This is a genomic window from Prosthecomicrobium pneumaticum (assembly GCF_014199915.1).
Lineage (GTDB): Bacteria > Pseudomonadota > Alphaproteobacteria > Rhizobiales > Kaistiaceae > Prosthecomicrobium > Prosthecomicrobium pneumaticum.
Genome location: NZ_JACHOO010000010.1, coordinates 47,386 through 64,519 on the forward strand (window position 1 = coordinate 47,386; position 17,134 = coordinate 64,519).

Sequence of the window (17,134 nt, forward strand, 5' to 3'; positions counted from 1 at the left end):
CTAGCCTGCGCTAGGGCTCCTTGCAACGTTCCGGCCCGGCGAAGGCGCCCCCGCTCCGAGGCTTCCCCCTTGCGACGCCCCTTCGCCGACGCCATGTCTCCCCCGGAGGGTCAGTCATGCTCAACCGGCTGTTCGGCCGCGCCCGTCGCGAGGCTGCGATAGCAGACGGGCTTTACGGCGCCATCGTGGCGCAGGCGCGCCAGCCGGCGCTCTATGCCGATTTCGGCGTGCCCGACACGATCGATGGGCGGTTCGACATGGTCGTGCTGCACACCTTCCTGCTGTTCCACCGCCTGAAGGGCGAGGAGGCGCCGCGCCGCCGGCTCGGCCAGCTCGTCTTCGACCGGTTCGTGAAGGATATGGACCGGTCGCTGCGCGAACTCGGCGTCGGCGACCTCTCCGTTCCGAAGAAGCTGAAGAAGATGGGCGAATCCTTTTACGGCCGGGTCGATGCGTATGACGCGGCGCTCTCCGCCGGCGATCATACGGCGCTGATGGCGGCGCTCGCGCGCAATGTCTGGCCGGACTTCGCCGGGGCGACCGGTGTCGGTCCGCTCGCCCGCTATGTCGAGGCGGCCGCCGCGGCGATCGAGAAGCAGAGCTTCGAGCGGATCGCCGCCGGCGCGCTCGATTTTCCCGCGCCGACCTCCGCGATCGCTGCGGCGGAGGCGACCGCATGAGTCGTCCTCCCTTCAGCCGCCGCTTCGATGTCGGTGCCCTGCCGGCGCTCGGCCATGTCGAGCGCCTCGTCGCCTCCGAGGAGGAGCGTGCCGCCCTCGCCGCGGAATGGGGCATCATCGGCCTGCCGCGAATCGAGGCGGAGCTCCGGCTCAAGCCCTGGCGCAGCGTCGGCGTGAAGGTCGAGGGCCGGCTGCGCGCCGAGGCGGTGCAGGCCTGCGTCGTCACGCTCGATCCGGTCGGCCAGACGATCGACGAGCCTTTCGAGGCGACCTTCATGCCCGAGGGCGTGCTGCCGCGGGTCGAGCCGGGCGTCGAGATCGAGGTGACGCTCTCGGAGGAGGATCCGCCCGAGCCCTTCGACGGTCGCCAGCTCGATCTCGGCGCGCTCGTTGCCGAGCATCTGTCGCTCGCGCTCGATCCCTATCCGCGCGTCCCCGGCGCCGTCTTCGACGACGAGCCACCCGGCCAGGCGCCCGAGGATTCGCCCTTCGCGGCCCTCTCGGCCCTGCGGCGGGGCGGGTCCGGGCAGGACTGACGGCGAATTCCCTATCGCCGCCCGTTGTGTCGGCGGCCGAAACCGCTATTTTCCACCAACTCTGTCGCTGGGCCTTCCGGCGCGCCGTCGAATCAGGAATGGGATGGCTCAGCCAGTCACGATCGCCCTCGACGCCATGGGCGGGGATCTCGGTGCCGAGATGGTGCTGCCGGGTGCCGGCATCGCGCTCGAACGGCGGCCCGACATTCGCTACCTGATCTTCGGCGAAGAGCCCGTCGTCCGGCCGATCCTCGCGCGCTTTCCCAAGGTCGCGGCGGCTTCCACCTTCATCCATTGCGACGTCACCGTGCGCATGGAGGACAAGCCGAGCCAGGCGCTGCGCTCCGGCCGGCGCGTCTCTTCGATGTGGCGGGCGATCGAGGCGGTGAAGAAGCGCGAGGCGGATGTCGCGGTCTCGGCGGGCAACACCGGCGCGCTGATGGCGATGTCGAAATTCTGCCTGCGGACGCTCGCCGGTATCGAGCGTCCGGCGATCGCCGGCCTGTGGCCGACCATGCGCGGCGAGAGCGTCGTGCTCGACATCGGCGCGACGATCGGCGCGGACGCGCAGCAACTGATCGACTTCGCCATGATGGGCGGCGCTATGGCGCGTGCGCTGCTCGACATCGAGCGGCCGACCGTCGGCCTTCTCAACATCGGCGTCGAGGAAGTGAAGGGTCTCGACGAGATCAAGACGGCCGGCCGGCTGCTCAAGGAGGCCGGCCTCACGTCGCTCGACTATATCGGCTTCGTGGAGGGCGACGACATCGGCAAGGGCACTGCCGACGTGATCGTCACCGAAGGCTTTACGGGCAATATCGCGCTGAAGACGGCCGAGGGCACCGCTCGGCAGATCTCGAGCTATCTGCGCGCCGCGATGGGGCGCAGCCTCAGCGCCCGGATCGGCTATCTGTTCGCCCGCGGCGCCTTCCGGCAGTTGCGCGAGAAGCTCGATCCGCGCCGCTCGAACGGCGGCGTCTTCCTCGGCCTCGACGGCATCGTCATCAAGAGCCATGGCGGCACCGACGGCGAGGGTTTCGCGAATGCCGTCGAGGTCGGCTATTCGATGGTCCGCAACGGCCTGCTCGCCAAGATCGCGCAGGACCTCGCCGTGTATCACCGCGCCGGCTTCGTCGCAGCGGCGGCCGAGCCTTCCGCGGATGCCGAATCGTCCATGACAGGTGTGAAGTGAGCGTCATCCGATCGGTCGTCGAAGGCCTCGGCAGCTACCTGCCGGAGCGTGTCCTGAAGAATGCCGAACTGGCGCAGAAGGTGGACACCTCGGACGACTGGATCGTCCAGCGGACGGGCATCCGCGAGCGCCATATCGCCGCCGAGGGCGAACTGACCTCCGATCTTGCCGTACACGCCGCCGAGCGCGCCCTCGCCGATGCGGGGCGGACGGTTGCCGACATCGACCTGATCGTCGTCGCGACCACAACGCCGGACGACACGTTTCCGTCCACCGCCGTCACCGTGCAGCGCAAGCTCGGCATGACGCACGGCGCCGCCTTCGACATTCAGGCTGTGTGCTCCGGCTTTATCTATGGCCTCTCGACGGCGGACGCGATGATCCGGGCCGGCGTCGCCCGGCGGGTGCTGTTGATCGGCGCCGAGACCTTCTCGCGCCTCCTCGACTGGAACGACCGCTCGACCTGCGTGCTGTTCGGCGACGGCGCCGCGGCCGTCGTGCTCGCCGGCGAGGCACAACCCGGCACGCGCGAGGATCGCGGCGTGTTGACGACGCATCTGCGCTCCGACGGCCGGCATCGCGAGAAGCTCTATGTCGACGGCGGACCGTCCTCCTCGGAGCGGGTCGGCAAGGTGCACATGGAGGGCCGCGAGGTCTTCCGCCACGCGGTCGGCATGATCACCGACGTGGTCGAGGATGCCTATCGCGTCACCGGCTATTCGTCCGACGACATCGACTGGTTCGTGCCGCATCAGGCAAATGTGCGGATCATCGACGGCAGCGCGCAGAAGCTCGGCATCGCCGAGGCGAAGGTGGTCAAGACGGTCGACCGGCACGGCAACACTTCTGCTGCCTCGATCCCGCTCGCTCTCGACGTGGCGGTCAAGGACGGCCGCATCGCCCGCGGCGACCTCATCCTGCTCGATGCCATGGGTGGCGGCTTCACCTGGGGTTCGGCCCTCGTCCGCTGGTAGAAAGTTCTGAAAATCCGGCCGCTTAGCGGTCGCTTTCCGGCTCCGCCGGGTGTCGCGGACGGTTGACCGTCCGCAGGCGAGGCAATAGGGTCTTGGACACAAGAGGCCTTTTCCAAAAGACGGAGCGGGGTGCGGTCCATGTCGGGGAGGACGGTGACGCGGGCCGACCTGAGCGAGGCCGTGTACCAGAAGGTCGGGCTCTCCCGCACGGAATCCGCCGAACTCGTGGAACTGGTGCTGCAGGAGATCAGCGACTGCATCGTCCGCGGGGAGCCGGTCAAGCTGTCGAGCTTCGGTTCCTTCATCGTGCGGGCGAAGGGCGAGCGGATCGGCCGCAACCCCAAGACCGGTGAGGAAGTGCCGATCGCGCCGCGGCGCGTGATGGTGTTCAAGCCGAGCAATGTCCTCAAGCAGCGGATCAACGGTTCACTGGTGCCGAACGGCGGCGACGAGGACGATGACTGAGAGCCGACGGCCGTCGGCGCTCGCCAGATGAGGATGCTCGAGGCCGTTCGTGTCCAAGGGACCTGACGCATTCCGCACGATCAGCGAGGTCGCCGAAGAGCTCGACCTGCCGCAACACGTGCTCCGCTTCTGGGAAACCCGCTTCTCGCAGATCCGGCCCATGAAGCGCGGCGGTGGCCGCCGCTACTATCGGCCCGACGATGTCGAACTGCTGAAGGGCATCCGCCATCTGCTCTATGGCGAGGGCTATACGATCAAGGGCGTGCAGCGCATCCTGAAGGAGCAGGGCGCGCGTCAGGTGATCGCGGCAGGGCAGGGCGCGGCCTTCACGCCGGTACCCGCCTCGGCGCTCGACGATGCCGGGGATTACGAGGATGAGGGCGACGAGGACATCGCGGCCGCGGCCGCCGAGGAGGACGCTCCGGCGTCCGGCCGTCGGCGCGCCGGACCCGAACGGCGCGAGCCGGTCTTCGGTCCTCCCGCCCCGCAGGCGGCGCCGCGCGCGCCCGAACCGGCTCCGCCGCCGCCCCGCGAACCCACCGTGCTCAAGCTGCCGCCGGCGCCGGCCGAGCCTGAGCGCTCGGCCGAAGCCTTCCGGCCGCCGCCGATCGTCGGCACGGCAGCGCGGCCTCAGCGCGGCGAGCCGAGTGCGCCGCCCGCCTGGCGCAGCGGCAACGCGCCGGCGGAGGACGACGATCCGATTCCCCTCGGCATCCGCCCGCGAAGCGCCGAGCCCGCCGAGGGCGATTCGTCGCGTCATCCCGCGGCTCCAGCGGCTGCGACGCTCTCCCGCGACGATCTGCGCAAGCTCCAGACGACGCTGTTCGATCTGCTGGAATGCAAGCGGATCCTCGATCAGGCGCGCTGACAGGCCGCCTTTGCGGACTGCCCGGGATCGCTTCGGAAGCCGCAAGATGGGGTCGCATTGGCCGCGGAAGCGTGCTAATCAGGCGCCGCGGCGCCGCCCCCACGGCGCCGGATCGGCCTCGGCCGGTCGCCGGTTCAACCGGCCTTTCGGATCGGAGCGTAGCGCAGCCTGGTAGCGCACTTGACTGGGGGTCAAGGGGTCGTGGGTTCGAATCCCGCCGCTCCGACCATTTTCTTCCGCCGCATCGCCTGATCTCGCGCGCCGGTTCGCCCTGTGCGCCGTAGAGGCGGTGCTATCGCCCGGACATCGACCGCCGGCGCGATCGAAGGGTCGAGGCGCGGCGATGCCGCCGAGCCGATCGCCCGCGCCGCCGCTCGGGGGGCGGCGGGCGAGCCCCGAGCGCCGAATCGGCGGCGTTTGGCCCTGCCGTTCACTCCGCCGGAGCAAAGCTCGCCACGGAGCAATCGGCACTCGCCGCGCCCGAGGTGGTCGAGGTCGCGAGCTTCTTGTAGATCGACGCACCTGCGGCGATCGCGCCGCCATCGGCCGTCGCCGTGCCGACGGAATAGCCGCTCGCGTTGTAGAAGATGCATTCGAGCTTCACGTCGCGGACCGGCGCCGTTCCGACATTCGTCACCTCGAACATGATGCTCGCCGCCGTGCCGGTGACCGTCAGCTCGCTCATTCCTGTGGTGAACGGCTTGCCGGCGGCGAAGGCGGCAGGCGCCGCAGCGAGGAGAAGGAGGAAGGTGAGGGCGGCGCGCATGGAGGGATCCCGACCGAAGAAGACGCCGGCGGTTTACCACGCCCGCCGGGCAACCGGAACGGCACCTGTCGCCGCGGGCGCCGGCTCTTGCCGGATTGCCGACCGGGCGCCAATGTGTGCCGCGGCCGGGGGGCGGCAGCGATGGGAGCGCCCGTGATCTGCTATCTCATCAATCTCGATCGTCATGCCGAGCGCCGGGCGCGGATGGAGGCGCACGGCCGGGCGATCGGGCTCACCTTCGAGCGGGTCGCGGCCGTCGATGCGGCGGAGACCCCGGGCGGGGTGCTCGCCGCCGCACGGTCGGCGACACCCGGCGCTTATCATCTCTCCGATCCGGAAGTCGCCTGCACGCTCAGCCATCGTATCGCCTGGCGCCGCTTTCTCGACACCTCCGAGCCCTATGCGGCGATCTTCGAAGACGACGTGACGATCGCGCCGGTCGCGGCGCACCTGCTCGCCCGGACCGGCTGGATCCCCGCCGATGCGCGGCTCGTGAAGCTCGAGACCTTCCGCCACCGGGTGATCGTCTCGTCAGCCGTCACCCGGGTCGACGGGTTGGCACTCCGCCGGCTCGCTTCGCTGCATTTCGGGACGGCGGGCTATATCCTCGACCGGGCCGCGGCGGCGTTGCTCCTCGCGGTCAGCGAGAGGCTGACGGTCAGCACAGACAACATCGTCTTCCAGCTCGCGCCGTTCCGGAAGCCACGGCTCGTCACCTACCAGCTCGACCCCGCGGTCGTCGTCCAAATGGGCCGGTTCATGCGGGACACCGCGCCCGCCTATCTCGCGAGTTCCGTGCCGCGGGGCACCCCGCGCTTCGAGAAGCGCAAGGGGCTCGGCAAGCTTGCCCGCGAGATCGCCCGTCCGGTCGAGCAGTTGGCGCGGTTCGCCGTCGGACCGCTGCCCGCTTATGCGCTCGGCTACCGGCCGAAGCGCGTGCCGTTCCTCGGCGGCTGACGCGCGGGGCCGCGGCGGTCGACGGCATGGGCGGCCCAGATCAGGCCGTAGATCAGGAAGAGATGCCGCCAGTGGTCGTTGTCGATCACGAAATGGATCACCAGGTGGCCGAGATAGACGGCGACGACGCATTGCAGGAAGCCCTGCCAGGGCGTGCGGCGGACGAGGAGAGGAAAAGCGACGGCGAGCGTCAGGCCGACCAGGGCCAGATACGCGAAGCCGCCGAGCCAGCCATAGACGAGAAAGCCCTTCAGCCACATGTTGTGCTCGTCGGCGCCGAACATGTGGCCGAACACGAAGGGGCCGAGCCCGAGCGGATGCTCCGGGATCAGGGCGAGCCCGATCAGGTGCCGCTCGAACCGGCCGAGCCGCCCGGCATCATAGTCCTGCACGAGCGCCGCGCGCTGAACGAGGAGCTGCTCGACGGCGGGGACGTGGATGGCGACCGCGAGCAGCAGGCCGAGCGTGGCGATGCCGAGGATGACGAGCACGATCATCCGCCGGCGCGCGCGGCCGCTCTCCTCCGTCGCGAAGGCGAAGGCGGCCGCGAGCGGCAGGGCGAGCGCCGTCATGCCCCAGGCGGCGCGCGAGAAGGAGAGGAATATCCCGCTCACGAGAACGAGCACGCCGAGCGCGCGGGCGGGCGTAGCGAGGCCGCCGCGTCCCGTCAGCATGCCGCGGGCGAGGACCAGCAATGGCAGGACCAGGAAGGGGCCGAAGACGTTGGGGTCCTGAAACGGCCCCCGCGCGCGCTCATAGAGCGTGAAGAGCGCTGAATAGGGGATGGCGCCGAAATAGCCGAGCACGCCGAGCAGCGCCGCGACGAGCGCGGCCGCGACATAACTCCGCTCGATGACGAGGAAGCGTCGCGCCGGGTCCTGCGGCACGACCGCGGCGAAGAAGATCGCCTGCAGCGCGAGGAAGAGCGTCGTCGCCCAGTAGATCAGCGGCTCGCGGAAATCGTCGAGCTGGGTGAAAGAGATGAGGCCGCCCGCGCAATAGACAATCAGGAGGAGGACGAGGGGCAGGATCGGCCGCGGGATGGAGAGGCCACAAAAGGCCCACACGGCCATGACGCCGCAGAGCGCCAGGTCATAGGGCGCCGGCTCGACGATGACGAAGCCGGAGAGGAAGACGAGGACGGCGAGCGTCGCGTCGGCGATCCGGCGCACGGAGACACCCCGCGCCGGCCGCGGCTGCGTGGTTGCGAGCGCGCTCAATAGGCGTTCTCCGCGCCGAACAGCCGGAACGGCGTCAAGACGAGGATGTAGAGGTCGAACAGGACCGACCAGTGCTCGATGTAATAGAGATCGTCCTCGATCCGCCGGCGCAGCTTCTCCGGGGTGTCGACCTCGCCGCGCCAGCCATTCACCTGCGCCCAGCCGGTGATACCGGGCTTGACCCGATGGCGGGCGAAATAGCCATCGACCACCTCGTTCCACAGCCGGTTCTCGGTGTGCGCCGTCACCGCATGCGGCCGCGGTCCGACGAGCGAGAGTTCGCCGCGCAGCACGTTGACGAGCTGCGGCAGCTCGTCGAGCGAGGTCCGCCGGATGAAGCGGCCGACCCGCGTCACGCGGTCGTCCTCGCGGCGCACCGCCACCTTCGCGCCGGGGTCCGAGAGGTGGTGGTACATGGAGCGGAACTTCAGGACCTCGATGACCTCGTTGTTGAAGCCGTAGCGCTTCTGCCGGAAGAGCACCGGCCCGGGGCTGTCGAGCCGGACGGCGAGGGCCGTCGCGAGCATGACGGGCGACAAGAGGACGAGCGCGAGCCCGCCGATGACGAGATCGAAAGCGCGCTTCGCGACCCAGCCGAAACCGGCGATCGGCCGGTCGAACAGGTCGAGGAGGGGGACCGCGCCGAGATAGGAATAGGAGCGCGGCCGGAAGCGCAGCCGGTTGCCGAGCGCCGAGAGACGGATGTCGACCGGCAGAACCCACAGCTCCTTCAGCAGCGCGAGCACCCGCGCCTCCGCCGCGAGCGGCAGCGAGACGATCAGAAGGTCGATCCGGGCGATGCGGGCGAAGGCGACGAGTTCCGCGATGGTGCCGAGCTTCGGATGGCCGGCGACGATGTCGGGCGACCGCTCTCCGCCGCGATCGTCGAAGATGCCGCAGATGCGCAGACCCTCCTCGGGCGAGACGGAAAGAGCCGCGATCAGGTCCGCGGCGCGCTGGCCGCCGCCGACGATGACGACCCGCCGCTCGAGCCGGCCGCTCCGTGTCCAGACCCGGATCAGCCGGGCGGCGGCGAGGCGGACGAGGACGAGCGCGGCAAGACCGCACCCGTACCAGGCGGCGAACCAGATCCGGGAGTAGACGTCGCCGATCTGCAGGAAGAAGGCGAGCACGGCGAATACGGCAAAGACCAGCGTCCAGGCTCCGAACGCCGGCGCGAGGCCGCGTACCGGATGCCGGAGCGCCGGCATGGCGTAGCCATCCGCCGCACGGATCGCGGCGATGGCGAAGAGCGTTCCGCCGAGGATCGGCAGGCCGTAGGTGAAGCCCGCATCGGCGGTCGATTCGATGCGAGCGAGCGACAGCAGGGCGCCGCAGAGAGAGAGGGCGAGCGCCTCGGCGAGGCCGACGCCGAAGGCGACGCTGCCCGGCGCCATGGGCTTGCGGGACAGGGCCGCGGCGACCGCCCGCGCATGCGCATTGAGCGCGTCGGCCGCGGTTCCGTCGCCCGCTGGAACGCCCTCGCTCATCGGTCCTCGTCCGTCTCCGCTCGCTCCGCCACCCTCCGGCGAAGGCGGGGGCTCATCGATGGTTTGCCCGATCAGCGGGCGCCGCGATAGGCCCCGGCAACGGCCGCCGTCATCGCCGCAATGGAAAAGCGTGTGCGAACCGATTCCCGGAGCGCCTCCGCGGTATCCCGGGATGCGGCCGGCGCATCGAGCAGCTCCGCCATGGCCGCGGCGAGTGCCATGGCATCGCCGGGCGGCACGAGGGCGTCGGCCCGGCCGGCGAAGATCTCGGGAATGCCACCAACCGCGGTGGCGACCGTCGGGCGGCCTGCCGCGAGCGCTTCGAGCACGATATAGGGCATCGCTTCGGCGCGCGACGGCACGACGACCGCCCGCGCCATCGCGAACGCGGCGCGCGCCGGCATCGCCGGATGGAAGCGGATCGCCTCGCCGAGCCCGGCGGCTTCGACGATGGCGCGATAGCGCGGCAGGCCGTCGCCGTCGCCCACCATGTGGGCGGTCGGCGCAAGACCGTTCGCATGGAGAAGCCGCATCGCCTCGATGAAGAGATCGGGGCCCTTGAGGTCCCGCATCATCCCGATGAAGAGAAAGTCGGCGGCGTCCGGCGCGGTGGCGACCGGTTCGAACTCCGCCGCCGCGAGGCCGTTCGGCACGATCGTCACCGGCGGCCGGGGGGCGCCGACCTTGTCGCGGTAGGCGTCCGCCTCGTAGCGGCTGACGAAGATCAGGCCGTCCGTCATCGCCTCGAGGAGGCGTTCGAGCCGGTGATAGGCCCAGCCCGAGGCGGTGCCCGCATCATAGTGCAGGCTGCCGCCATGGGGGGTGTAGATGCGGGCGACGCGAGAACCAGAAACCCGCAAGAGGGTGCCGATCACCCGGCCATAGGCGCCGCCTTTGGCGCCGTGGGCGTGGATGACGTCGGGTCCGAGAGCCCGGATGCGCCGGAAGAGGCGGATCGCGGTGGCGATATCGGAGGGTGCGATCTGTCGCCGCATCGGCACCCGGGCGATGCCGAGCGCCAGATGATTGCGGATCGCGGCGACGAGGCGGTCCTCATAGGCGCCGCCGGTCGAGGAATCGTAGACGAGGCCGACGGCGTGGCCCGCCTCGGCCTGCGCCACCGCGAGGTCGCGGACGTGCCGGAACAGGCCGCCGACCGGATTGCGGAAGCAGTGGACGATGCGCAGCCGCTCATCCTTGCCCACCGCCGGCTCACAGGAACCGCTCGCCGACATCGATCGTATCGCCCGGCAGCACAGGATCGTTCGGCCCGAGGCGGAACGTCACGCTGGTGCCGTCGACGACGCGCGTGACGTCGAAGCCGCGCTTCGCCGCGCGGGGCGAGAAGCCGCCGGCGGTGGCGATCGCGCTCTGCACGGTCATGCCGTCGACATAGGGATATTGCCCGGCATTGGTCACTTCGCCCATGACGAAGAGCGGCCGGTAGCGATCGATCTCCACCGTGACGTCCGGGTTGCGCACGAATCGGCCGCCGAGCTTCTTCGCGATCTCGGCCTCGATCAGCGCCGTGGTCCGACCGCGGGCGGCGATGGCGCCGACGAGGGGCAGCGCGATCGCACCGGAGGAATCGACCGTATAGCTGTTGGAGAGGTCCGGCTCGCCATAGACGACGACGCGCAGCCGGTCACCGCTGTCGATCCGGTAGGGCGCCGTCAAGGACGCCTCCGCCACGGCCGGTTGCGGCGGCTGCGTCTGGCAGGCGGCGAGCGGCAGCAGGGCGGCAAGGGTCGCGGCGGTGGCGGGACGGAGCGTCACCTGGTTCTCCGGAACGGTGTCGCCGCGACTGTCGGCGCTCATGGTTAATGTCGCGTAAAGCGGCGGCGGCACGGCGTTAAGGGACCGGTTACCATGTCCCTTCATGATCCGGCCGGGCAGGTTGGAGCACCCCGCGCGGTGGCGGATGGACGTTTTTCCAGAGGCGACGACGTCGAGCTCGACATGGGCGCGCTGCTCCGCGCCCTGTGGCGCGCGCTGCCGGTCCTCCTCGTGCTCGCCCTTCTCGTCGCGGCGGCGACCTATTTCGGCCTCGGCCTGATCGAGCCGCGCTACAAGGCGACCGCCAAGCTCCTGATCGAGAATCGCGAACCGGCGGTCCTGCGCAGTCAGCCGGCGGGCGAGGACGAACGGGCGCTGCTCGACCGCGAGGGCGTGGCGAGCCAGGTGCAGCTGATCGGCTCGCGCGATCTCGCCCGCAGCGTCGCCCGCCGTGCCGGGCTCGAACGGATCGCCGAGTTCGACCCTGTCCGCACCGCCTCGCCCGTGGAAAGGCTCCTCGTCGATCTCGGCCTGAAGGCCGCGCCCGCCGCCGAGCCGATCGAGGAGCGCGTGCTCGAGCGCTTCGCCGAGCGGCTCGATGTCTATCCGGTCGACCAGACGCGGGTGATCGTCATCGACTTCTCCTCGGCCGATCCGGACCTCGCGGCGCGCGTCGCCAACCTCGTCGCCGACGAGTATCTGCAGTTCGACCGGGCCACGAAGCGGGCCGACAATGCCGATGCCGCGCGCTGGCTCGAAGGCCAGATCGACCGGCTGCGCGGCAAGGTGAAGGAGGCGGAGGCGAAGGCCGAGGCCTACCGCTCCCGCCGCGGACTGCTCGAGACGGGCGGGGAGAATGCCGGCACGGTGGCGCAGCAGCAGCTCGCCGCGCTCACCGCAGAACTCGCACGCGTCTCGGCCGCCCGCGCTGCGGCGGAAGCGCAGGCGTCGACGATCCGCGAGGGCCTCGCCTCCGGCGCTGCGCTCGATTCGCTCGACGTCTCGAACGCGCCGCTGATCCAGCGCCTGCGCGAGCAGCAGGCGGCGCTGCGGGCGGAGGCCGCCCAGCTGTCGGCGACGCTGCTGCCGGGCCATCCGCGCATGCGGGCGGTCGAGGCGCAGATCGAGAGCCTCTCGGGACAGACCCGACAGGAGGCCGAACGCGTCCTGCGCGGGCTCGAAGGCGCGGCGACACTCGCCCGGGCCCGGGAGGAGGAGGTCGGCCGCGACCTCGGTCGCGCCAAGGCCGCCGCTGCCCAGGCCGGGGATTCGGGCGTCGAGCTGCGCGCGATCGAGCGCGAGGCGGCCGCCCAGCGCGACCTGCTCGAGACCTATCTGCGGCGTTATCGCGAGGCGGTTTCGCGCAAGGAAGGCGAGGACCTGCCCGCGGATGCGCGCATCATCTCGCGCGCCGCGCCGCCGCTGCAGGCGGCATTTCCCCGCCGCACCCCGATCACGGCCGCGGTGACGGTCGCCTTCCTCATGCTGGCGCTCGCCGTCGTGCTGCTGCGCGAGCTCGGCAGCGGCCGGCCGCTCCGGCGTACGCCGGTGCTCGAGGACGTGCCGCCGGTCCCCGACGCCGTCCCGGTCGATGCCCGTGTCCGTTGGCCGGAGGATGACCGGGTGCGCCGGATGATGCCTGCCGATCCGAGCTATGCGGCGCTCCTCCCGCCGCGCGCCGAGGAATCGCTCGCCGGCATCGCCGCCCGCATCCGCGAGAAGGACGCCCGGCGCATCCTCGTCGAGACGGTGGACGGCGAGGGGACGCGGCCGCTTGGCGGCGTCGCGCTCGCCCGCTGCCTCGCGGCGCGCGGCGAGCGCACCGTGCTCGTCGAGCTGCACGAGGATGGCGCGGACGGGCGGGCGATGATGAGCAGCGAACTGTTGCCGGGCTTCGCCGAGCTCTATCTCAACGAGGCCTCCTTCGCGCAGGTGATCTTCCGAGATCGCCTGTCGCGCGCCCATATCATCCCGCTCGGCCGCCGTCCACTCGCCGAGGACGCGATCGGCAGCGAGCGCTTCGCGACGCTGATCGAGGCGCTCGACCTCACCTATGATCGCGTGGTGATCGATCTCGACCCGCGCCGCATGACCGGCGCGGCCGAGAAGGCCGGCGCGGTTCTGGTGGTGAGCGGCGGCGGTGCGGACCCGCGCGCCGCCCGGGCGGTCGAGGCGGCGACCGCGGCGGGCATTCCGCTCGTCCTCGTGCTCGCGGTCGAACCGGGCGGCACGACGGATCCGGCCTCGGTGGCGGCCTGAAGAGGTTCAGGCGCGGGGTTTCAGGATCCAGCGGATGATCAGGCCGGCCGGCAGAACCCAGAGCAGGCCGGCGATCACGTAATAGGCGCCTTGTACCCAGCCCGGCGCGCCGGGCAGCGTCAACAGCGCGACGACCATGGCGAGGAAGGCGTAGACGACGACCAGCGCGACGAGCGCGATCGCACCGATCAGACTGCGCAGGCGAGGCGGCATGGGGCGTCCTTCTTGCTGCCGCCCGAATAGCCGTCGCGCGGCGTCCTGCCAAGCGGCGTGCCGCCGCCGCGTCAAAGCGTGCGCTTGTCCCGGCCGTGGCGCGCTTCTATCCCTCTGGGCCGAAAGGACACGCCATGACCGCAACGTTCGTCTCGGAAGTCCCGGCCGGCCGCGACCGCCTGCGCGACCGGCGCCTGGTGCGCGCCTGGCTCGCTACCGTCATGCTGATGATCGTCGCGATGATCGTCGTCGGGGGCGCGACGCGGCTGACCGAATCCGGCCTGTCGATCACCGAGTGGAAGCCGATCCACGGCGTGATCCCGCCGCTCTCGGAGGCCGAGTGGCAGGAGGAGTTCGCCAAATACCAGCAGATCCCCCAGTATCAGCAACTGAACCGCGGCATGTCGCTCGACGGCTTCAAGACGATCTTCTGGTGGGAATGGGCGCATCGCCTGCTCGGCCGGCTGATCGGTCTGGTCTTCTTCGTGCCGCTGGTGGGGCTGTGGCTGATCGGCGCGATCGAGCGGCGTCTCATCCTGCCGCTCGTCGGTCTCTTCCTGCTCGGCGGGCTGCAGGGCGCGATCGGCTGGTGGATGGTGGCGAGCGGCCTCGTCGACCGGGTCGACGTCAGCCAGTACCGGCTCGCCACCCATCTGACGGTCGCCTGCATCATCCTCGCGGCGACCGCCTGGATCTGGCGCGGCCTGTCGCCGCGGGCGGCGACCTTCATCACGGTCTCGCCCGGCCTGCGGCGCGCCGCGACGGCGATCGTCGGGCTCGTTTTCCTGCAGATCTTCCTCGGCGGCCTGGTCGCCGGCCTCGATGCGGGCCATGCCTGGAACACCTGGCCGCTGCTCGACGGCAGCCTCGTGCCGAGCCGCATCTATGACGGCGATCCGTGGTGGCGCTCCGCCTTCGAGGATGTCATGACCGTGCAGTTCAACCACCGCATGGTCGCCTATCTGATCCTCGTCGCGACGGCGCTCTTCGCCTTCGCCGCCTGGCGCAGCCCGGCGCGGCGCGGCGCGCTCCATCTTCTGGGCGTCGTGCTGATCCAGGCGGTGCTCGGCATCCTGACGCTCGTCCACGTCGTGCCGATCGGCCTCGCGCTCGCGCATCAGTTCGTCGCAGCCGGCCTTCTCGTCACCGCCGTCGGCTTCCGCCGCCGCATGGCGCCGCCGACCCCGATCACCGGCTGAGCCGGACGACGAGCCCCCATAGAAAGGGCCCGGCGCCGAGGAGGCGCCGGGCCTTTGGAGGCGCCGGGCCTTTTTCGTTCGTTACGAGCGGACCGGTCAGTCCTTGGCGCGCTCCACATAGGAGCCGTCCTCGGTGAGGACGACGATGCGCGTGCCGACGCCGATATGCGGCGGCACGTTGGTGCGCACGCCGTTCGACAGGATCGCCGGCTTGTAGGAGGAGGAGGCGGTCTGGCCCTTGGTCACCGGCTCGGTCTCGACGACCTCGAGCGTGACGCGCTGCGGCAGTTCGATCGACACCGCCTGCCCCTCATAGATGGCGAGGCGGACGACCATGCCTTCCTGCAGATAGGGGGCGAGATCGCCGATCACGTCCTTCGGCACGATGACCTGATCATAGGTCTCGGTGTTCATGAAGGTGTGGCCCTCGCCGTCCTCGTAGAGGAAGGAGAAGTCGCGGTCCTCGACGAAGGCGCGCTCGACCTGCTCGGTGGTCTTGTAGCGGTTCGAGACCTTCACGCCGTCGGAAAGGCGGCGCATGTCGATCTGCGTCGTCGGCGTGCCCTTGCCGGGGTGGAAGCTCTCGGCGGAGAGCACGGCGTAGAGGCGGCCGTCGACCTCGACGATGTTGCCCTTGCGAATCTGGCTGGCGATAACCTTCACGGAACACGTCCTCGGAGTCTTGGGGGAGCCGGGCGCATGCCGGCCCGATATCGGCGCGCACCATACCGATTTCGGGCGATTGCGCCAGTCCCCGTGCCTTTGCCGGGACGTTCCCTTATAATGGTGTCTTCGAACAGGATCGAAGCCATGTCGAAGTCGAACCGCATCCTGACACTGACGGACCGTCAGGAAGAGATCATCGCAGAACTGGTCGCAACCGGACGCTACGGAAGCGCAGGCGACGTGCTCGATGAGGGCCTGCGTCTCATGAGGGAGCACGAGAGCGACTATGCCGAAAGTCTGGAGGCGCTTCACTCCGCCGTCCAGCGCGGTTTCGACGATATCGAGGCGGGTCGATCCATCGATCTCGACGATGCCGGGCTCGAAGAATTTGTCCGGGATGCCGGGCGCCGCGCCGCAGAACGCATGAGAGCAGAGGAGCCCGGGCACGTGCGAGCCAAACGTTGAAATGGCACGCTTCGTCCTGTCGGCCGAGGCGCAAGACGACATTGACGATGTCGTGCTCTACTCGCGCGAATTGTTTGGTGAGGATGCAGGCTACCGCTACGAGACGCTGTTGTTGACGGCGCTGCGGGATATCGCGGCCGACCCGATGCGTCCGGGTTCTCATGAGGTTACAAAGGGCGGGCCGGGGACGCGTGCCTACCATATTCGCTACAGCCGGTTGCGTGTTCCGGGTGGAAGGATTCGCGAGCCCCGTCACATCATTTTCTACCGTTCGCTCACCCCCGGTCTGATCGGCATCAGCCGCATTCTGCATGAGCGCATGGACCCGACGCGACACGCGCCGGGGCGTTTCGCTGGACACCAGAGATGACCCCGACACCCTGGTGGGATCCCGTCCGTCATGCCGACCGGCGGCCGGTGCTTCTCGCCCGCAATCGTGTCAAGGCGGCGGTCCGGCGGCTGTTCGAGGCGGACGGCTTCCTCGAGGTCGATTGCGCCGTGCTCCAGGTCTCGCCCGGCAACGAGGCGCATCTGCACGCCTTTGCCACCGAACGCATCCATCCCGATGGTCGCCGCGAGCCGCTCTATCTGCACACCTCGCCGGAATTCGCGGCGAAGAAACTGCTCGCCGCCGGCGAGGATCGGCTCTTCACCTTCGCGCCCGTGTTCCGCAACCGCGAGGCCGGCCCGCGCCACGCGAGCGAGTTCACGATGCTCGAATGGTATCGTGCGCGTGCCCCTTATGAGGCGCTGATGGAGGATTGCGCCCGCCTGCTCGCCACCGCGGCCGAGGCCGCCGGCAGCACGCGGCTGCGCCACAGGGGCCGCGAGGCGGACCCCTTCGCCGAGCCGGAGCGGCTCACCGTCGCCGAGGCCTTTTCGCGCCACGCCGGCATCGACCTCCTCGCCACGCTCGACCGCGCCGGTGCGCCGGATCGCGACGCGCTCGTCGCGGCGGCCGAGGGGGCGGGATTGCGGGTGGCGTTCGACGACACCTGGAGCGACGTCTTCAGCCGCGTCATCGTCGAGAAGGTCGAGCCTCACCTCGGCATCGGCCGGGCCACCGTGCTCTGCGAATACCCGGTCGTCGAGGCGGCGCTCGCCCGCCCCAAGCCCGGGGACCCCCGGGTTGCCGAACGTTTCGAGCTCTATGCCTGCGGCGTCGAGCTGGCGAACGGCTTCGGCGAACTGACCGACCCGGCCGAGCAGCGCCGCCGCTTCCTTGCGGAGATGGACGAGAAGGAGGCGCGCTATGGCGAGCGCTATCCGCTCGACGAGGCTTTTCTCGCCGCGCTCGCCATCATGCCGGAGGCCTCCGGCATCGCGCTCGGCTTCGACCGGCTCGTCATGCTCGCGACCGGTGTCGCCCGGCTCGCCGAGGTCGTCTGGACACCGGCATCGGAATGAC

General features: G+C 70.0%; 18 protein-coding genes, 1 tRNA gene and 1 pseudogene. 13 read left to right on the forward strand and 7 right to left on the reverse strand.

Translation table 11 applies throughout. The annotated features are described in order from the left end of the window. Positions 1 to 116: 116 nt before the first annotated feature. From GGQ63_RS19065 to GGQ63_RS19095, 7 genes and pseudogenes are all read left to right on the forward strand, one after another. The gene (locus tag GGQ63_RS19065) at positions 117 to 680 is read left to right on the forward strand and encodes a ubiquinol-cytochrome C chaperone family protein (protein WP_183858204.1); all 564 of its coding nucleotides are present in this window, start codon (positions 117 to 119) and stop codon (positions 678 to 680) included. Then, positions 677 to 1,216 (forward strand): DUF177 domain-containing protein, encoded by a 540-nt coding sequence (locus GGQ63_RS19070; protein ID WP_183858205.1) that lies wholly within the window; start codon positions 677 to 679, stop codon positions 1,214 to 1,216. The genes GGQ63_RS19065 and GGQ63_RS19070 overlap by 4 nt, the downstream gene beginning before the upstream one ends. A gap of 103 nt (positions 1,217 to 1,319) precedes the next feature. Then, a complete protein-coding gene (plsX, locus tag GGQ63_RS19075) occupies positions 1,320 to 2,408 on the forward strand; it encodes a phosphate acyltransferase PlsX (RefSeq protein ID WP_183858206.1) in 1,089 nt (362 codons plus the stop codon). Beyond that, complete coding sequence (locus GGQ63_RS19080; protein WP_183858207.1) at positions 2,405 to 3,382, forward strand: beta-ketoacyl-ACP synthase 3; 978 nt, start codon at positions 2,405 to 2,407, stop codon at positions 3,380 to 3,382. Before plsX ends, GGQ63_RS19080 begins: the two co-directional genes overlap by 4 nt. Before the next feature lie 138 nt (positions 3,383 to 3,520). Next, entirely contained in the window at positions 3,521 to 3,847 is a 327-nt protein-coding gene (locus GGQ63_RS19085) for an integration host factor subunit alpha (protein ID WP_183858208.1), read from the forward strand. Positions 3,848 to 3,896: 49 nt separating this feature from the next. After that, a pseudogene (locus GGQ63_RS22435) lies at positions 3,897 to 4,149 on the forward strand (MerR family transcriptional regulator); the annotation flags it as partial. 718 nt (positions 4,150 to 4,867) lie between these two features. Continuing rightward, positions 4,868 to 4,944 (forward strand) — tRNA-Pro (locus tag GGQ63_RS19095). Positions 4,945 to 5,145: 201 nt separating this feature from the next. Here GGQ63_RS19095 and GGQ63_RS19100 read toward each other — a convergent pair. Next, positions 5,146 to 5,481 (reverse strand): FxLYD domain-containing protein, encoded by a 336-nt coding sequence (locus GGQ63_RS19100; protein WP_183858210.1) that lies wholly within the window; start codon positions 5,479 to 5,481, stop codon positions 5,146 to 5,148. 153 nt (positions 5,482 to 5,634) lie between these two features. Here GGQ63_RS19100 and GGQ63_RS19105 point away from each other — a divergent pair, with 153 nt between their 5' ends. After that, positions 5,635 to 6,438 carry a glycosyltransferase family 25 protein gene (locus tag GGQ63_RS19105; protein ID WP_183858211.1) on the forward strand — a complete coding sequence of 268 codons (804 nt, stop codon included), beginning with the start codon at positions 5,635 to 5,637 and terminating at the stop codon, positions 6,436 to 6,438. On the opposite strand, the gene GGQ63_RS19110 is transcribed toward GGQ63_RS19105, so the two are convergent. The 4 genes from GGQ63_RS19110 to GGQ63_RS19125 all read right to left on the reverse strand — a co-directional run bounded on the left by GGQ63_RS19110 (position 6,402) and on the right by GGQ63_RS19125 (position 10,966). Continuing rightward, on the reverse strand, positions 6,402 to 7,658 hold the full coding sequence (locus GGQ63_RS19110; protein WP_210308589.1) for an O-antigen ligase family protein: 1,257 nt from the start codon (positions 7,656 to 7,658) through the stop codon (positions 6,402 to 6,404). The genes GGQ63_RS19105 and GGQ63_RS19110 overlap by 37 nt on opposite strands. Next, the gene (locus GGQ63_RS19115; RefSeq protein ID WP_183858212.1) at positions 7,655 to 9,148 is read right to left on the reverse strand and encodes an undecaprenyl-phosphate glucose phosphotransferase; all 1,494 of its coding nucleotides are present in this window, start codon (positions 9,146 to 9,148) and stop codon (positions 7,655 to 7,657) included. Before GGQ63_RS19115 ends, GGQ63_RS19110 begins: the two co-directional genes overlap by 4 nt. Positions 9,149 to 9,219: 71 nt before the next feature. Further along, positions 9,220 to 10,353, reverse strand: coding sequence for a glycosyltransferase (locus GGQ63_RS19120; RefSeq protein ID WP_343061217.1), 1,134 nt, complete (start codon positions 10,351 to 10,353; stop codon positions 9,220 to 9,222). Between the two features lie 7 nt (positions 10,354 to 10,360). Then, the gene (locus tag GGQ63_RS19125; protein WP_183858214.1) at positions 10,361 to 10,966 is read right to left on the reverse strand and encodes a polysaccharide biosynthesis/export family protein; all 606 of its coding nucleotides are present in this window, start codon (positions 10,964 to 10,966) and stop codon (positions 10,361 to 10,363) included. Between the two features lie 141 nt (positions 10,967 to 11,107). Here GGQ63_RS19125 and GGQ63_RS19130 point away from each other — a divergent pair, with 141 nt between their 5' ends. Further along, positions 11,108 to 13,183 (forward strand): GumC family protein, encoded by a 2,076-nt coding sequence (locus tag GGQ63_RS19130; RefSeq protein WP_183858215.1) that lies wholly within the window; start codon positions 11,108 to 11,110, stop codon positions 13,181 to 13,183. Between the two features lie 6 nt (positions 13,184 to 13,189). On the opposite strand, the gene GGQ63_RS19135 is transcribed toward GGQ63_RS19130, so the two are convergent. Then, positions 13,190 to 13,396: a DUF2842 domain-containing protein gene (locus tag GGQ63_RS19135; protein ID WP_183858216.1), complete on the reverse strand. Its 207-nt coding sequence runs from the start codon at positions 13,394 to 13,396 to the stop codon at positions 13,190 to 13,192. 134 nt (positions 13,397 to 13,530) lie between these two features. Between GGQ63_RS19135 and GGQ63_RS19140 the strand changes: the two genes are divergently transcribed. Further along, positions 13,531 to 14,595 carry a COX15/CtaA family protein gene (locus tag GGQ63_RS19140; RefSeq protein ID WP_183858217.1) on the forward strand — a complete coding sequence of 355 codons (1,065 nt, stop codon included), beginning with the start codon at positions 13,531 to 13,533 and terminating at the stop codon, positions 14,593 to 14,595. 96 nt (positions 14,596 to 14,691) lie between these two features. Here the strand turns inward: GGQ63_RS19140 and efp are convergent, their stop codons facing one another. After that, the gene (gene efp / locus GGQ63_RS19145; RefSeq protein ID WP_183858218.1) at positions 14,692 to 15,258 is read right to left on the reverse strand and encodes an elongation factor P; all 567 of its coding nucleotides are present in this window, start codon (positions 15,256 to 15,258) and stop codon (positions 14,692 to 14,694) included. A gap of 147 nt (positions 15,259 to 15,405) precedes the next feature. Between efp and GGQ63_RS19150 the strand changes: the two genes are divergently transcribed. From GGQ63_RS19150 to epmA, 3 genes are read left to right on the forward strand one after another with little or no spacing between them, the layout of a single operon-like run. Next, complete coding sequence (locus GGQ63_RS19150; protein ID WP_183858219.1) at positions 15,406 to 15,726, forward strand: type II toxin-antitoxin system ParD family antitoxin; 321 nt, start codon at positions 15,406 to 15,408, stop codon at positions 15,724 to 15,726. Between the two features lies 1 nt (position 15,727). Beyond that, the gene (locus tag GGQ63_RS19155) at positions 15,728 to 16,096 is read left to right on the forward strand and encodes a type II toxin-antitoxin system RelE/ParE family toxin (protein ID WP_183858220.1); all 369 of its coding nucleotides are present in this window, start codon (positions 15,728 to 15,730) and stop codon (positions 16,094 to 16,096) included. Further along, entirely contained in the window at positions 16,093 to 17,133 is a 1,041-nt protein-coding gene (epmA, locus tag GGQ63_RS19160; RefSeq protein WP_183858221.1) for an EF-P lysine aminoacylase EpmA, read from the forward strand. Before GGQ63_RS19155 ends, epmA begins: the two co-directional genes overlap by 4 nt. Position 17,134 lies beyond the last annotated feature (1 nt).

Coding starts and splice junctions, on each gene's coding strand:
- GGQ63_RS19125 (WP_183858214.1), bottom strand. CDS start 10,966: ATGAGCGCCGACAGTCGCGGCGACACCGTTCCGGAGAACCAGGTGACG.
- plsX (WP_183858206.1), top strand. CDS start 1,320: ATGGCTCAGCCAGTCACGATCGCCCTCGACGCCATGGGCGGGGATCTC.
- GGQ63_RS19150 (WP_183858219.1), top strand. CDS start 15,406: ATGTCGAAGTCGAACCGCATCCTGACACTGACGGACCGTCAGGAAGAG.
- GGQ63_RS19130 (WP_183858215.1), top strand. CDS start 11,108: ATGGGCGCGCTGCTCCGCGCCCTGTGGCGCGCGCTGCCGGTCCTCCTC.
- epmA (WP_183858221.1), top strand. CDS start 16,093: ATGACCCCGACACCCTGGTGGGATCCCGTCCGTCATGCCGACCGGCGG.
- GGQ63_RS19070 (WP_183858205.1), top strand. CDS start 677: ATGAGTCGTCCTCCCTTCAGCCGCCGCTTCGATGTCGGTGCCCTGCCG.
- GGQ63_RS19100 (WP_183858210.1), bottom strand. CDS start 5,481: ATGCGCGCCGCCCTCACCTTCCTCCTTCTCCTCGCTGCGGCGCCTGCC.
- GGQ63_RS19065 (WP_183858204.1), top strand. CDS start 117: ATGCTCAACCGGCTGTTCGGCCGCGCCCGTCGCGAGGCTGCGATAGCA.
- GGQ63_RS19155 (WP_183858220.1), top strand. CDS start 15,728: ATGGCACGCTTCGTCCTGTCGGCCGAGGCGCAAGACGACATTGACGAT.
- GGQ63_RS19085 (WP_183858208.1), top strand. CDS start 3,521: ATGTCGGGGAGGACGGTGACGCGGGCCGACCTGAGCGAGGCCGTGTAC.
- GGQ63_RS19135 (WP_183858216.1), bottom strand. CDS start 13,396: ATGCCGCCTCGCCTGCGCAGTCTGATCGGTGCGATCGCGCTCGTCGCG.
- GGQ63_RS19140 (WP_183858217.1), top strand. CDS start 13,531: ATGACCGCAACGTTCGTCTCGGAAGTCCCGGCCGGCCGCGACCGCCTG.
- GGQ63_RS19115 (WP_183858212.1), bottom strand. CDS start 9,148: ATGAGCGAGGGCGTTCCAGCGGGCGACGGAACCGCGGCCGACGCGCTC.